Source organism: Sandaracinaceae bacterium, assembly GCA_020633055.1.
Lineage (GTDB): Bacteria > Myxococcota_A > Polyangia > Polyangiales > Houyiibacteriaceae > JADJJE01.
The window spans coordinates 757,941-771,262 of sequence record JACKEJ010000005.1 but is presented as its reverse complement, the minus strand read 5'-3'; the positions used below and the strand labels follow the sequence as shown (position 1 = coordinate 771,262).

Here is a 13,322-nt window from a genome sequence, read left to right as displayed (position 1 = left end):
GGACTCCCCCATGACGCAGGATTCGTCGTCGGCCCCCGACAACCAGTCGCTCACCATCACCGACAACCGCACCGGCAAGACCTATCAGGTGCCCATCACGCACGACACCATCCGCGCGATGGACCTGCGCGCCATCAAGGTCAAGGACACCGACTTCGGGCTGATGACCTACGACCCGGCCTACATGAACACGGCGTCCACGCGCAGCCGGATCACGTTCATCAACGGCGAGCAGGGCATCCTGCGCTATCGCGGCTACCCCATCGAGCAGCTGGCCGAGCAGTCCTCCTTCCTCGAGTGCGCGAGTCTCTTGCTGGACGGTGAGCTGCCCAAGCGCGCGGCCCTCGATGCGTTCACGCACCAGATCACCATGCACACCATGGTGCACGAGAACATCCGTGAGTTCATCGACGCGTTCCGCTACGACGCGCACCCGATGGGCATCCTCACGAGCACGGTCGCGGCCCTCTCGACGTTCTACCCGGACGCCAAGGACCTCGACGATCCGGCCGTGCGGCGCCTACAGATCCTGCGCATCATCGCGAAGATGCCGACGCTCGCGGCGTACGCGTACCGGCACCGGCGTGGCCTGCCCTACGTCTACCCGGACAACGACCTGAGCTACTCGGGCAACTTCCTCAACATGCTCTTCAAGATGACCGAGGTGAAGTACCGCCCGAACCCGGTGATCGAGAAGGCGCTCGACGTGCTCTTCATCCTGCACGCCGACCACGAGCAGAACTGCTCCACCACCGCCATGCGCGGCGTGGGCTCGTCGCACGTCGATCCGTACTCGGCGCTGGCGGCCAGCTGCGCAGCGCTCTACGGGCCGCTGCACGGTGGCGCGAACGAGGCGGTGGTGCGCATGCTGACCGAGATCGGCAGCGTGAAGAACATCGCGTCCTACGTGGAGCGCGCCAAGGCCGGCGAGGTGCGCCTGATGGGCTTTGGTCACCGCGTCTACAAGAACTACGACCCGCGCGCCAAGGTCATCAAGGAGCTCGCGTACGAGGTGTTCAACGAGGTGGGCAAGAACCCGCTCGTCGACATCGCGGTGGAGCTCGAGAAGATCGCGCTCGAGGACGAGTACTTCGTGTCGCGCAAGCTCTACCCCAACGTGGACTTCTACTCGGGCCTCATCTACCAGAGCATGGGGCTGCCGATGGACCTCTTCCCCGTGCTCTTCGCCATCGGGCGCACGCCCGGCTGGCTGGCGCAGTGGGAAGAGATGCTCACCGACCCGGAGCAGAAGATCGCGCGCCCGCGCCAGGTGTACTTGGGCGAGGACCGCCGCGACTTCGTGCCGATGAACGACCGCTGACGTGGCGCGCGGGGCCCCGGCATGCAGCCGGGGTCATCGCGACGCGCTACGTGATCGCCGCGACGCACGGTGCCTGCAGGCATCGAGCTGATCCAGCACGCGCCGCAGGTGTTCAGCAGAGGTAGCGCTCGCCTCCGTCGCACAGGATGGTGACCACGCGCTGCCCCTTGTCCATGCGGCGCGCGACCTCCAGCGCGGCATGCACGTTGGCACCTGCGGACGGCCCCGTGAGCAGGCCCTCTTCGCGCGCCAGGCGGCCTGCCATGCGCTCCGCGGCGAGGTCCGTGACGGTCACCACGTCGTCGATCAGGTCCGTGTCCAGCACGGCCGGGATGAAGCCAGCGCCGAGCCCCTGGATGCCGTGCAGGCCCGGCTGCCCGCCCGAGAGCACCGCGCTGGCGCGTGGCTCCACGGCGACGATGCGCACGGACGGACGGCGCTCCTTCAGCACGCGCGCGATGCCGGTGAGGGTTCCGCCCGTGCCCACGCCCGCCACGAACGCGTCGATGGCGCCCTCGGTGGCCTCCCAGATCTCTTCGGCGGTGGTGCGCGCGTGCACGTCCGGGTTGGCCGCGTTCTCGAACTGCCGGGGCATGAACGAGTTGGGCGTCTGGGCCGCGATGCGCTCGGCTTCCTCGACGGCGCCCGCCATGCCGTCTTCCGCGGACGTCAGCATGACCGTGGCCCCATACGAGGCCAGGATGTTGCGGCGCGCGAGGCTCATGTCCTCGGGCATCACGATGATGCACTGGTAGCCGCGCACCGCCGCGATCATGGCCAGGCTGATGCCCGTGTTGCCGCTGGTCGCCTCCACCAGGGTCGCTCCAGCGCCGAGCCGCCCCGCGCGCTCCTCGGCCTCCACCATGGCCAGCGCGGGCCTGTCCTTCACCGAGCCGCCAGGATTCTGGGACTCCAGCTTGGCGCACACTTGGGCTCCCACGTGGCCGCTCAGCCGCTTGAGCCGCACGAGGGGGGTCATGCCAACGAGATCGAGCGCGCCGTCGTAGATGCGGTGGGTCATACGCGGACGAGGATATCACGCGGGCCGCCGGGAGGCCGTGCGCTTCCAGTGTGCGCGCGGCAGAGGGCGCTCCATGCGTCGCGTTCCGGGCTCGCAGCAGCGTCTGACGCGCCCTACCTGCGCGTCAGGGGGCGCCGCGTGGGTCGTGCTCCGCGCTCCCGGCAGCTGCGGTCCCAGCGGGCGGATCCGTCGGCTCGGGTGCCGGCTCTGGAGACGCGGGACCCTGTTCATCCGCGGGCTCTGGGGCCACGCGCAGGGGGATCATCACAGGCGTGCGGGGATGAGCCGCGTCGGTGCTGCTCAGGTGGCTCACGGGGCCCGCGCCCGCGCAGCTGACCGCGCCCCCTTGGTGGATGCCGCAGCAATAGTCCTGGCTGCAGTCGAGCGACACGCGCCGTCCTTGATCCATCACCGCGGTGTCGGCGATGGGCGTCGGGCTGCGGACCGACTGCGCGGTGAGCCCCGTGCCCGTCTGGCCGCTGCGGTTCTGTCCCCAGCACAGGTAGCCCCCGCGCCGCGGCTTGGCGCAGCGCACGCCCTCGCCGACGACCATACTGTTCACGAACGTCAGGCCCGTGACGAGCTCGGCCTCGGCGCTGACGGTGCTCCCCATGGGGATGTCCCAGCACGTGACCCGTCCACCGCGGGACGCTGCGCAGCCCGTGCGCTGACCCGCGTCGAGGTGCACCCCACCCGCGACGCCGCGCACGCCGCGCGCCTCCGTGGCGACGCGGCCTGGTTGGGGGCCCCAGCACGCCACTCGGCCCTCGTCGACGATGGCGCAGCCCAGCGCCGTGCCCACCGCGATCGCGCTCGGGTGGGTGAGTCCCGTGATGGTCCGGACGCCCAATCCGTGCCCCGCGGTGCGCGCCGCGAGGCGCTCGGTGGCTTCGAACATCGCCGCCCCGCTGCAGCGTACCTCCCCGCCGCGCACCAAGGCGCAGGTCATCCGTTCTCCTGCGGCGATGGCCTCCGCGCCACGCAAGGCGGGGACCTCCACGGGCAGTGACGACGGGTCCCCGGAGCCGTCGCCGAAGCCCCCTTCTTGTGCGCCCCAGCAGGCGACCCGGCCGTCCGCGAGGAGGGCACAAGTGTGGTTCGCACCCGCGCTCAGCGCTGTGACGCCGGACAGACCGAGCACCTGGACGCCACGCTCGTACGAGTTCCCCGAGCGTCCGTGACCGAGCTGTCCCAGCGCGCCGCCGCCCCAGCACCAGACGCTTCCGTCCGCCGCGAGCGCGCACACGTGCTCTACGCCAGTGGCGATCTGCCGCGCGACGGGCCCTGTGAGGGGGGCGCTGAGCGCGGCTCGTGATGCTGCCGTCGCTCGACCCCCCAGCTCGGACAGCGGAGCGACGCGGTGGGCCGTGCGGAGGGGTTCGTAGCTCTCGAGGCCTAGCTGCCCCTCACGCGCGCGCCCCCAGCACCACAGCGTCTGGTCCCCAGTGACCGCGCAGGTGTGCGCGCCTCCAGATGCGATGCGGATGACGCCGCTCAAGCCGCGTGCCCGCGCGGGGCCGTGACCCTGGACGCCTGGAGCGCCCAGCCGGTCATCGCTTCGGTCGCCCCAGCACGCCACCTCCTGTGCCGCGCCGACGACGGCGCACGCGTGCGCCGTGCCCACCGACATCGCGCGCGCGTCGCTCACGTCGTTCACGGTCACCGGCATGAAGCTCGCAGCGGAGCGCGCGCCATCTCCGAGTTGCCCCTGCGATCCTGCGCCGAAGCAGCGCACGCGCCCCTCGCCTCCTCCGCGCACGCAGGTGAGCGCTCCACCGGCCTCGACGTCCACGACGTCGGTCAGCGCCAGCTCCGTCCACCCCTCGGCGTGCGTCGGCGCGAGCCCGAGCTGCCCCGCGCGGTTGTCTCCTCTGCAGCGCAGCTTGCCCGACGCGAGGAGCGCGCACACGTGCGCCGAGCCCGCGGCGATGTCCACCACGCCACGCAGCGCGAGGTCGCTCGTGACGATCTCACCGTCGTCGGCAGGGGTCTGCGCATCGTCTGCCGTCTGGACGCTCGGCTCGGGCAGCGCGCCGAGGCAGTAGAGCTCACGCGAGCGCGTTCGCACGCACGTGAACGCGTCTCCCGCGACGACCTGCACGGCGTCCTGCACGTCGGGGACCTGGATGGGGCCGAGGGTCGCGTCGTCGACGCCGAGCTGCTCGCGGGCAGCTTCGCCCCAACAGAAGAGCACGCCGGACGCCGTGGTCGCGCACGTGTGCCGGCTACCGCAGGCGAGGCCGGTCGCGTCCGTCACGTGCGGGACCTGCGCGAAGCCGCGGCGGGTGCGGTGCGCGGCGGCGCCCAGCTGCCCGTCGAGCCCCAGCCCAGTGCATGCCACGTGTCGGTCGGGGGTGATGACGCACGTGTGCGACGCACCGGCGCAGAGGGCCACGTCTGCGGCGGCGCCCGAGGCGAGGGTTGGCGCGATCGGGGGCTCGAGCTCGTCGGGTTCGCCCCCGCAGCTCGTCAGCAGGGTGAGTGCGAGGGCGCGCGCAAGGGCCGCGCGGCGGGCGAGGCTCACGATCGAGGCGCTCCCGGGTCGCCACCGGCGCCTCGCAGCTCCGCGCGGCCTCCTCGCCCTTCTGCAGACGCCACGTGCTCCGCCTCATCGTGCGCGTGGACCGCGCGCTGCTCACGGTCCTCGCGCTGGCGCTCCTGGCGCGCGGCCTCGCGACGCGCGTCGCGCTCGTCGTATGCGCGCACGATGCGTTGCACCAGCGGGTGGCGCACGACGTCAGCGTCGTTGAAGCGCACGAAGCCGATGCCCTCGACGTTCTTCAGAAGGTGCTCAGCGTCACGCAGGCCGCTGCGCGTGGAGTGTGGGAGGTCCACCTGCGTGATGTCTCCCGTGATGACCGCCTTCGAGTCGAAGCCGAGGCGCGTGAGGAACATCTTCATCTGCTCGGACGTGGTGTTCTGCGCCTCGTCCAGCACGACGAAGCTGGCGTTGAGCGTGCGCCCGCGCATGAACGCGAGCGGCGCCACCTCGATGGTGCCGCGCTCGATCAGCGTCAGCACCTTGTCGGGGTCCATCATGTCGTGCAGCGCGTCGTACAGCGGCCGCAGGTACGGGTTGATCTTCTCCGCCAGGTCGCCCGGCAGGAAGCCCAGCTTCTCGCCCGCCTCGACCGCGGGGCGCGTGAGGATGATGCGCTTGACGCGCTTCTCCTGCAGTGCCTGTACGGCCATGGCCATGGCGAGGTACGTCTTGCCCGTGCCGGCAGGACCGAGACCGAAGACCACGTCGTGATCGCGGATGGCCTGCAGGTAGAGCTGCTGCGTCAGACCCTTGGGCGCGATCGCGCGGCGGCCCTGCGCGGACACGACGACGTCGTCGAACAGGCGACGCAGGTTGACCTGCGGGTGGGTGCGCAGCGTGCGCGCGGCGCGCGCCAGCTCGAGGCTGGAGAGGTTGCGGTCTCCCAGCACGTCCAACAGCTGCACCAGCGTGCGCTCCATGGACGCCACGTCGTCCGCGGCGCCGTGGATGCGAAGGGTGGTGCCGCGCTGCCCGAGGGTGACGCGGTACTCCTCGCCCAGGCTGCGCAGGTGCGCGCCGTTGGGGCCCGTCAGCTTCAGCAGGAGCTCGGGCTCGCCGACCTCGACGTCCACGGTGGTGGGCGGCACGAGGGGGGCTGCGGTGGATGTCATAGTCACGATGTTACCTCATGCGCTCTGCTGGCGCGCGCGGAACCTGGGGCCGCGGCGCGGAATCGCAAGGTGCGCGCAGGGGTCACGTCATCCCTCGCAGGCCTCGAGGGTGGCGCTCCCGTCGGTCACCATCACCAGCTGACACGCCAGCCGCTCGTGCGGGAGGTTGCCGAAGAGGTCGAGCACGGCCAGCTCCTCCTCGCCCGGCGGCGCGAAGTGTTCGGCGCCGGTCAGCACACGCACGCGGCAGGTGCCGCAGTTGGCCGAGCGACACGAGTAGGGCAGCTGTGTCTCCGCGTGATCGTCGCACACGTCGAGCACGCGCAGCCCGTGCTGCGCGTCGACGGGCAGCTCGAGGGTCACGGAAGCGGGCTCGAAGCGGAGCGTGGCCATACCCCGGGATAGCGTGCGGCTGGACGCGGGGCCAACCGCGCTCACGTCACTTGGTTGCCCCGCGGGGCGCGGGCGGGATACCTTGGCCATCCATGGACGAACGCAGCAAGCAGATCCTGGCCCTCGGCCGCGAGCACTACGAGAAGCGTGAGTTCGACAAGGCCGAGCACTTCCTGCGTCAGTGTCTCGAGCGCGACGTGCGCTTCGCCGACGTGCTCAACATGATGGGCGTCATCGCGCATGACCGCGGGCAGCTCGAGGAGGCGCAGCAGCACTTCGAAGAGGCGCTGCGCGTGAACCCGAACTACACCGAGGCCGCGCTCAATCTGAGCGTCACGTACAACGACGTCGGGCGCTACGACGACGCGAAGCGCATCTATCAGGCCGCGATGGAGCACGGCGAGGAGTCGCCAGGCAAGCTCGACCCGTTCGTGATGGGCAAGATCGCGAACCTGCACGTCGAGACCGCGCAGGGCTACACCGACGTCGGGCTCATCTCGGAGGCCATGCACGAGCTGCGCAAGGCCCTCTTGTTGTGCCCGCACTTCGCGGACGTGCGCGTGAAGCTCGCGAACCTCTACCAGCAGCAGGGCGACCCAGCCGCGGCCGTGCACGAGCTGAAGGAGGCCATCAAGCACCGCGAGTCCTACGTGCCCGCGCACGTGGCGCTGGGCGTGGTGCAGCTCGGGCTCGGAGAGACCGCGGCCGCACGGCGCGCGTGGGCGCGCGCGGTGGAGCTCGACCCCGGTCACAAGGCCGCGCAGATGTACCTGCGCATGCTGGACGCGCAGCAGAGCGGCTGAGCAACAACGACGCCGTCGCTATCGGCAGGCTGCAAAGCGCGACATCACCGATTTGAAGCGTCAGCGGAGGGTGTGTGGCGCCACGTCGCGGCTCGCGCGCCACCACCGTCGAATGTACTCGCCCGACCGCCCCGCCGAAGACAATCGAGCGGCTAGAGCTGTGTCGCCACTCGTCTCCATCGCTGGCGATACGAAGCGTACGAACCATGAGGTCAGGCCGTCCCACGTCGCGAGGTCTCCAGATGGGACCACATGCCAACCGAGTTCGTCGAGGGTCCAATGTGCCTTCGCGGAATTGCGCAGCATGGAACAGGTCATCCAGTTCGATTCGTCGTCGGTGCCTCCTCGGGCGATGGGGACGACGTGGTCGACGGTGGGGAAGAGCTCCCAGAACCCCTGGTGAGACTCCGACATCTTCCAGTTCGGATGGGCGGGGAACGCGTCGGGCAACAGCACGGAGAGCAGCCGGAGCACGCCTGGGTTCACCAACCGCGCGCCGCCGTATCGGTCGATGAAGCCGTCGCGCAGGAAGAGCTTCAACGACTCGCGCTCCGAGTAGCTGCGCTTGCCGCGCTCGGCAGGCATACGCGGGTACCCCTCGGTCAGCGTGTGCTCAGCGTTGGCCTCGTCGCCCGCGCTGAGCGCGTCGCACACAGCTGCGAGGATGTCCGTGGGGGTGCGGTGCGGTGTCGATTGGCTCGCCCAGGCGCTCACAGATCGCGCAGCTCGTCCCGCGCGGCGGCCGCCTGCTCCGACTCCGGATAGCTCGCGACCAGCTCCTCGAAGGCCTGCCGCGCGCGCTCCGGCTCGCGGGTGTCCAGGAAGGTGCGCCCCAGCAGCAACAGCGCGCGTGGTTCGACCCCGCTGCCGTGGTAGGTGGCGAGCAGCGTCTGGACGCGCGCGATGGTGGCGCGGTAGGCGCGCCGCGAGCGGTAGAACTCGGCCGCGTAGAGCTCGTGCTCGGCCAGCAGCGCGAGGCAGCGCTGCTCCATGCGCCGGGCTTCTGGGACGCGGGTGTCCTCGGGGAAGTCCAGGATGAAGCGCCGCAGCTGGCTCAGCGCCTCGCGCGTGGACCCTTGGTCGCGCTCCCAGGAGGGCGGCACCAGGAACCAGTCCGCCGGGATCTGCGCGTAGTAGCTCTCGGCGATGCGGTAGCGCGCGTAGACCACCTCCACGTGGGAGGGGCGGAAACGGATGAACTCTCGGAACCCCGCGATGGCCTCGGCGTACTGCTTCTGCTCGAACTTGCAGTCTGCGATGCGCAGCTCTGCGAGCGGGGCGAAGCGCGTGAACCGAAACTCGGTGCGGATGGCGGCGAACTTCGGCTCCGCCGACAGGCAGTTGCCGTCGCGGAACTCGGCCAACGCGACGTTGTATCGGCTACGCGCGTCGCGCCCTTCGCCGTCGGCGCCCTCCGCGGCTTCTTCGCCGGCGAGCGTGACGTGGGTGGACGCCGTCGTCGTGGTGCTACACGCCGTGAGCAGCGCGAGCGCGCCGAGCGCGAGGAAAGGGCTTGGGCGACGAGCCGAACGCATGCGGCTTCGTAGCGCCCCCTGCCCGGCCACACAAGCCCCCCGAACGCCGTGGTGCCACAGGCAGGCCGCGCCGTGGTGCCACAGGCACGCCGCACGCATCGACCTGCCTCAGTTGCTCGGTGCGCCGATGCTCGCCCGCCATGACGCTGCGCATCCTCCGCGTCGCTCCAACGCACCTGGTGGGGTCACCCGGAATGGGGTTCCTCTCCGCCGCCGGTGGAGGCATCGACGCTGCCGCTTGGGGGTCATGGGTGGAGGGGGTATCGGGGGGGGACGGCCTGAACTACGCTGAACGCGCCCGCCCGAGGAGATCCCATGGACCGCTCGTTCACCGCCATCGCCCAGACCGAGAAGCTCCGCGCGCGCCTCAGGGCGGAACTCGAGACCGTCGGGGGGCGCCACGACGACCCGCGCCTCTACGGAGGCGAGCCCGGCGACCCCGGGCTGTGCGGTGGCCCAGGCAGCGTCTCCTGGATGATCCACGCCGACCTCGCGAGCGTCGCCGTGGCGGGACCGGCGGCGGTGTTGATGGAGGTGCTGCACCCCTCGGTGATGCACGGGGTGTACACGCAGTCGTCCTACCGCACGCAGCCAGCGCGCCGAGCGCGAGCCACGCTCGGCTTCGTGCTGGGGACCACCTTCGGCAGCACCCCGGGGGCGACCCAGCTGGTCGAGCGGGTCAAGAGCATGCACGGGCGCGTGTCCGGCACCCGGGCAGATGGTGTGGGCTACCGCGCGCTCGACCCGGAGCTGATCGGCTGGGTGCACACATGCATCCCCTGGGCGATCATGACCGCGTACGAGCGCACGCGCCGCCCGCTCTCGCGTGCCGAGAAAGACCGCTACCTCACGGAGCAGGCGCGTGTGGGGCGCATGGGCGGGGCGGCGTGGGTGCCGGAGACCGTGAGTGAGCTCGAGGACTACGTCGCGCGCATGCGGCCCCACCTGGCGATGAACGAGCAGACCGTCGACTTCCTGGGGTTCCTCGTGGGGCGCACCTACGACGGCGAGGGCGACCTCCCCGCACCGACGCGCGCCGAGCGCGTCGACGCCGAGCTGGGTCTGGTGGCCGCGATGGCGCTCATGCCGGAGTGGGCGCGGCGCATGACGGGCACGTACCAGTCGCCATGGGTGGACCGCGCCGTGCTCGCGCCTGTCCTGCGGGCGCGCGCGGCAGCGGTCCGCTGGGCCATCCCGGAGCTGCCGTGCGTCGTCATGGCGCGGGAGAGGGCGGACGGCGGGCTGCAGGCTCGCACATGGGTCCATGTGCGCTAACGTAGGCGGCATGTGGGTCGATCCTCTCCTTCGTCGGCGGGCCGCGAGCGTCGTCCTCGCCGTCCGCAACGTGCTGCTCTGCCTTTCGGTGGTGCCCCTGCTCGGCATGACGGGCTGCCCGCCGCTCGTCTTCGACGACCCGACCGACGACGAGCCTCCTCGTCCGGTGTCGCTCCATGACTTCCACTACGGCACGGCCAATGGTGGGATGCCGCTCGTGGGTGACCGCCCCACGTTGGCGCTGGCGGTCGACTTCGACGACGAGCCGATGAGCTACACGAACGCCGCGCTCAGCCAGCTGACCTTCGGGGGCGGCCCGAGCCTGAGCGTCGGGCAGTTCTTCCTCGAGATGTCGGACGGGCGCTTCGCCATTCACCCCGGGGAGGTGCTCGGCCCACTCCGCAACGCGCAGGGGCTGTTTCACCCGACGTACCTCGACCAGCAACGCACCGAGGCGGGCCGACCGTGGCCCGCGACCGAGCCGCCACCACCGTTCGTGTCGCTGCGCGCGCGCATCGGCGGAGGGTTTCGCTACCTGAAGGTGGACCCCGCGACGGACGAGGTCTCCATGAACAGCGTGGGAGCGGACAGCTTCGAGAGCTTCTTCGTCGGCGACGTGAACGGCGCGCCGCTGCGGGGGCTGGATCGCGTGGGGTTCCGCACGGTGGGTGGGCGCTGGCTCACGGTCGAGGGCGACCGCGTGGTCGCGACGACCGAGGGGGGCTGGCCGCCACTCGTCGGGCAGTTCGAGGTCCTCCACCATCCGTACACCACCCGGACCACCGACGTCGCCCTCGGCGACGCCGTGCAGCTGCGCACCGTGGACGGCCGCTATCTCTACTGGGACGACAGCGGCGCGCTCCGGGTCTCGGCCTCCGAGCGCGCGGTGTTCTACTGGGACAGGGCACCCGCGGTGCCTCAGTTCGTGGCGGCGGCCGCCCTCCGCGCGGCGGTGGCCGCGGGCCACGACTTCAGCCAGTACGATGCGAACGACGACGGCGTCATCGCGCACGACGAGCTCGTCGTGCTGGTGGTGACCGCGGCGCGCACCAACGGGCCGAGCATCCACCAGGACTACGGTGGGGCGGCTCGCCTGCTCCAGCCCCTGACCATCGGTGGCTACCGGTTCGGCGAGCGCACGTTCGCCATCTATCCCGAGCACACGAGCCTCGCGACGATGACGCACGAGATCTCGCATGTGGTCGCCCGCACGCTCGACGTCTACTGCGCCATCCCGACCTACGCGACGTTGATGGGTCCCACCATCATCCCCGGCGTCCCCGACCTGCGGCGCGTGTATCACCTCGACGCGTGGCACAAGCTGCGCGCGGGCTGGCTCGAACCCGACATTCACGAGGTGCGCTCCGAGTTGGCGGGCTCCGCACGGCTCACGGCCGCGACGCGGGACGGCGACCGCCCGCTGCTGCTCTTCGACCGCACGCGCTACGACGTGCTGAGCGGCCGTGGGGAGTACTTCTTGATCGAGCACAGGCGCGCCGAGAGCTACGACGCGGACGTGCACGACAGCGGCATCGTCGTCTGGCACGTGTGGAACGACGAGCAGGGCAACCTCGTGCCGCACGTGAACCACGGCGAGTACTGCACTGACGGCCTCGGCCTGACCTACGTCGGCGTCGACGCCAACGACCGCAACCCCACGCTCGAGCGGCTCCGGCCCCTGCGTGGTCGAGGTGGCTTCGTGCGCGAGAGTCACGGGCGTGTGCCGCTGCAGTGGTACGACGGCAGCCCATCGGGTATCTCCATCCAAGTGAACGCGACGTCGCCGGAGTACACCCGCAACGTGCGTTGGACGTTCGTCGCGCCCTAGGCTGCTGGCCCCTCCTCGCGCCTACGGGCTAGGCGTGCGAATACGGATGCCACTGAACGACCCGGATGCACGCGGTAGGTGGCGAGAGTCCGCTACAGCCCCGCCAGCTTGGCCCGGATGCGCACCAGGTCCTCGTCGGTCGCGCGCTGCAGCGCCTCGGTGTAGTAAGCGCGGGCGCGAGTGCGGTCGTTGCGGGCGAGCATCACGTCGCCGTACAGCTCGAGCGTCGCCAGGTGACCCGGGTGCTGCTCGAGCGCGCGATCCAAGTACGCGGTGGCGAAGAGTGTGCGGTTCAAGCGCGCGGCCAAGCGGGCCCCCGCCAGCAGCGGGCTGGGGTCACTGGGGCTCATGTCGGCGGCCGAGCGGTAGCCCTCGAGGGCCTCTTCGTAGCGCTCGGTCGCGGCGAACAGGTCGGCCAGCGCCACCGCGGTCTCCGCGTCGTTGGGCACCAGCTCGAGCGCGCGGCGGAAGCTCGCCTCTGCGGCGGGGTTGTCGCCTTCCGCGAACTGCACGCGGCCCAGCGTGGCGTGCGCGGGAGCGAGGTCGGCGTCGAGCGCGAGGGCGCGCGTCAGCGCGGCGCGCGCCTCGGCCAGGTGTCCAGCGCGTTGCTCGGCGCGGCCGAGCTCGGCCTGCGCGAGGGCCCAGGTGGGGTATCCCTCGGCCGCAGCGCGCAGCAGCGCGAGCCCCTCTTCACCGCCCACGATGTGACCCAGCGCGCGCTGCACCTCGGGCCACGTTCCCTCGAGGCGCTGGGCCTCGCGCAGCGCGGCGATCGCCTCGGCCCGGCGCCCCGTGGCTTCGTACAAGAGCCCCATGCCCAGGTGTGGAGCGGCCGAGCTCGGGTCCAGCGCAGCCGCACGGCGGTAGGCCGAGAGCGCGTTCTCCGTGTCCGCGCGGAAGCGGTGCGCGTCCCCGAGGGCCAGGTGTGCCTGAGGCAGATCGGGCATCTCGCGCAGCACGATCTCGAGCTCTTCGAACGCGCGCGCGCTGCGCTGCCCCACCAGGTAGGCCTTGGCCCGGCACACCCGTGACCACGCCGAGTTCTGCTCGGTGGCCCGCTCGAGCGCGGTGCACGCGCGTCGCGAGGCGTTCCAGTCGCCCGTGGCGAAGACGGCGTCGGCCACCTCGAGCAGCGCCGCCGGGTCGTTGCGCGACAAGCGCGCGGCCACCTTGAACTCACGCTCCGCGGCACGGAACTGTCCCGCGCGCAGCAGCGCCCGCGCGTAGTCGCGGTGCGGCGCCGGGTCCGTGCGCGCGCGCCGCGCGGTGCGCTGCAGCTCGGGCAGGAGCGGCGCCTGAGCGTCCGCGCGCTCGACGGGCCCCAGCGACAGCAGAGCGAGGAGTCCGGCGACTACCCGTAGGGCGATGTGGGATTTTTGAGTGAACACGCTGGAATTATGCAACTCAGCGCCCAGCCCGCAACTCTGGGACCGTGGAACCCGGGTCGGGGGCGCGCCACGGAGGTTCGGGCGACCCGCCGCCGTCGCCCCAG

Annotated in this window: 11 protein-coding genes; 4 read left to right on the top strand and 7 right to left on the bottom strand. The window is 71.1% G+C overall.

Annotated elements, in window-relative coordinates; genetic code table 11:
* Window positions 1-10 precede the first annotated feature (10 nt).
* A complete protein-coding gene (locus tag H6726_08140) occupies window positions 11-1,321 on the top strand; it encodes a citrate synthase (GenBank protein ID MCB9657600.1) in 1,311 nt (436 codons plus the stop codon).
* Window positions 1,322-1,433: 112 nt separating this feature from the next.
* Here the strand turns inward: H6726_08140 and cysK are convergent, their stop codons facing one another.
* The 4 genes from cysK to H6726_08120 form a co-directional block, all read right to left on the bottom strand.
* Window positions 1,434-2,342 carry a cysteine synthase A gene (gene cysK, locus H6726_08135; GenBank protein ID MCB9657599.1) on the bottom strand — a complete coding sequence of 303 codons (909 nt, stop codon included), beginning with the start codon at window positions 2,340-2,342 and terminating at the stop codon, window positions 1,434-1,436.
* A gap of 124 nt (window positions 2,343-2,466) precedes the next feature.
* Entirely contained in the window at window positions 2,467-4,866 is a 2,400-nt protein-coding gene (locus H6726_08130; GenBank protein ID MCB9657598.1) for a hypothetical protein, read from the bottom strand.
* Complete coding sequence (locus H6726_08125; GenBank protein MCB9657597.1) at window positions 4,863-5,996, bottom strand: PhoH family protein; 1,134 nt, start codon at window positions 5,994-5,996, stop codon at window positions 4,863-4,865. The genes H6726_08130 and H6726_08125 overlap by 4 nt, the downstream gene beginning before the upstream one ends.
* Before the next feature lie 87 nt (window positions 5,997-6,083).
* Window positions 6,084-6,389 carry a (2Fe-2S)-binding protein gene (locus H6726_08120; GenBank protein MCB9657596.1) on the bottom strand — a complete coding sequence of 102 codons (306 nt, stop codon included), beginning with the start codon at window positions 6,387-6,389 and terminating at the stop codon, window positions 6,084-6,086.
* Between the two features lie 92 nt (window positions 6,390-6,481).
* On the opposite strand from H6726_08120, the gene H6726_08115 reads away from it, so the two are divergent.
* A complete protein-coding gene (locus H6726_08115; GenBank protein MCB9657595.1) occupies window positions 6,482-7,192 on the top strand; it encodes a tetratricopeptide repeat protein in 711 nt (236 codons plus the stop codon).
* Between the two features lie 60 nt (window positions 7,193-7,252).
* Here H6726_08115 and H6726_08110 read toward each other — a convergent pair whose 3' ends face one another.
* Entirely contained in the window at window positions 7,253-7,846 is a 594-nt protein-coding gene (locus H6726_08110) for an HNH endonuclease (protein ID MCB9657594.1), read from the bottom strand.
* 56 nt (window positions 7,847-7,902) lie between these two features.
* Window positions 7,903-8,727 (bottom strand): outer membrane protein assembly factor BamD, encoded by an 825-nt coding sequence (gene bamD, locus H6726_08105; GenBank protein ID MCB9657593.1) that lies wholly within the window; start codon window positions 8,725-8,727, stop codon window positions 7,903-7,905.
* Window positions 8,728-9,042: 315 nt separating this feature from the next.
* Between bamD and H6726_08100 the strand changes: the two genes are divergently transcribed.
* Complete coding sequence (locus H6726_08100) at window positions 9,043-10,002, top strand: DUF2236 domain-containing protein (protein MCB9657592.1); 960 nt, start codon at window positions 9,043-9,045, stop codon at window positions 10,000-10,002.
* A 10-nt stretch (window positions 10,003-10,012) separates the two neighbouring features.
* A complete protein-coding gene (locus H6726_08095) occupies window positions 10,013-11,830 on the top strand; it encodes a hypothetical protein (protein ID MCB9657591.1) in 1,818 nt (605 codons plus the stop codon).
* Window positions 11,831-11,922: 92 nt separating this feature from the next.
* On the opposite strand, the gene H6726_08090 is transcribed toward H6726_08095, so the two are convergent.
* Window positions 11,923-13,218, bottom strand: coding sequence for a tetratricopeptide repeat protein (locus H6726_08090; protein ID MCB9657590.1), 1,296 nt, complete (start codon window positions 13,216-13,218; stop codon window positions 11,923-11,925).
* Window positions 13,219-13,322 lie beyond the last annotated feature (104 nt).

What these genes read in the sequence shown, in the direction of transcription:
- H6726_08140 (MCB9657600.1), top strand. Translation starts at nt 11, where the DNA reads ATGACGCAGGATTCGTCGTCGGCCCCCGACAACCAGTCGCTCACCATC.
- cysK (MCB9657599.1), bottom strand. Translation starts at nt 2,342, where the DNA reads ATGACCCACCGCATCTACGACGGCGCGCTCGATCTCGTTGGCATGACC.
- H6726_08125 (MCB9657597.1), bottom strand. Translation starts at nt 5,996, where the DNA reads ATGACATCCACCGCAGCCCCCCTCGTGCCGCCCACCACCGTGGACGTC.
- H6726_08120 (MCB9657596.1), bottom strand. Translation starts at nt 6,389, where the DNA reads ATGGCCACGCTCCGCTTCGAGCCCGCTTCCGTGACCCTCGAGCTGCCC.
- H6726_08115 (MCB9657595.1), top strand. Translation starts at nt 6,482, where the DNA reads ATGGACGAACGCAGCAAGCAGATCCTGGCCCTCGGCCGCGAGCACTAC.
- bamD (MCB9657593.1), bottom strand. Translation starts at nt 8,727, where the DNA reads ATGCGTTCGGCTCGTCGCCCAAGCCCTTTCCTCGCGCTCGGCGCGCTC.
- H6726_08100 (MCB9657592.1), top strand. Translation starts at nt 9,043, where the DNA reads ATGGACCGCTCGTTCACCGCCATCGCCCAGACCGAGAAGCTCCGCGCG.
- H6726_08095 (MCB9657591.1), top strand. Translation starts at nt 10,013, where the DNA reads ATGTGGGTCGATCCTCTCCTTCGTCGGCGGGCCGCGAGCGTCGTCCTC.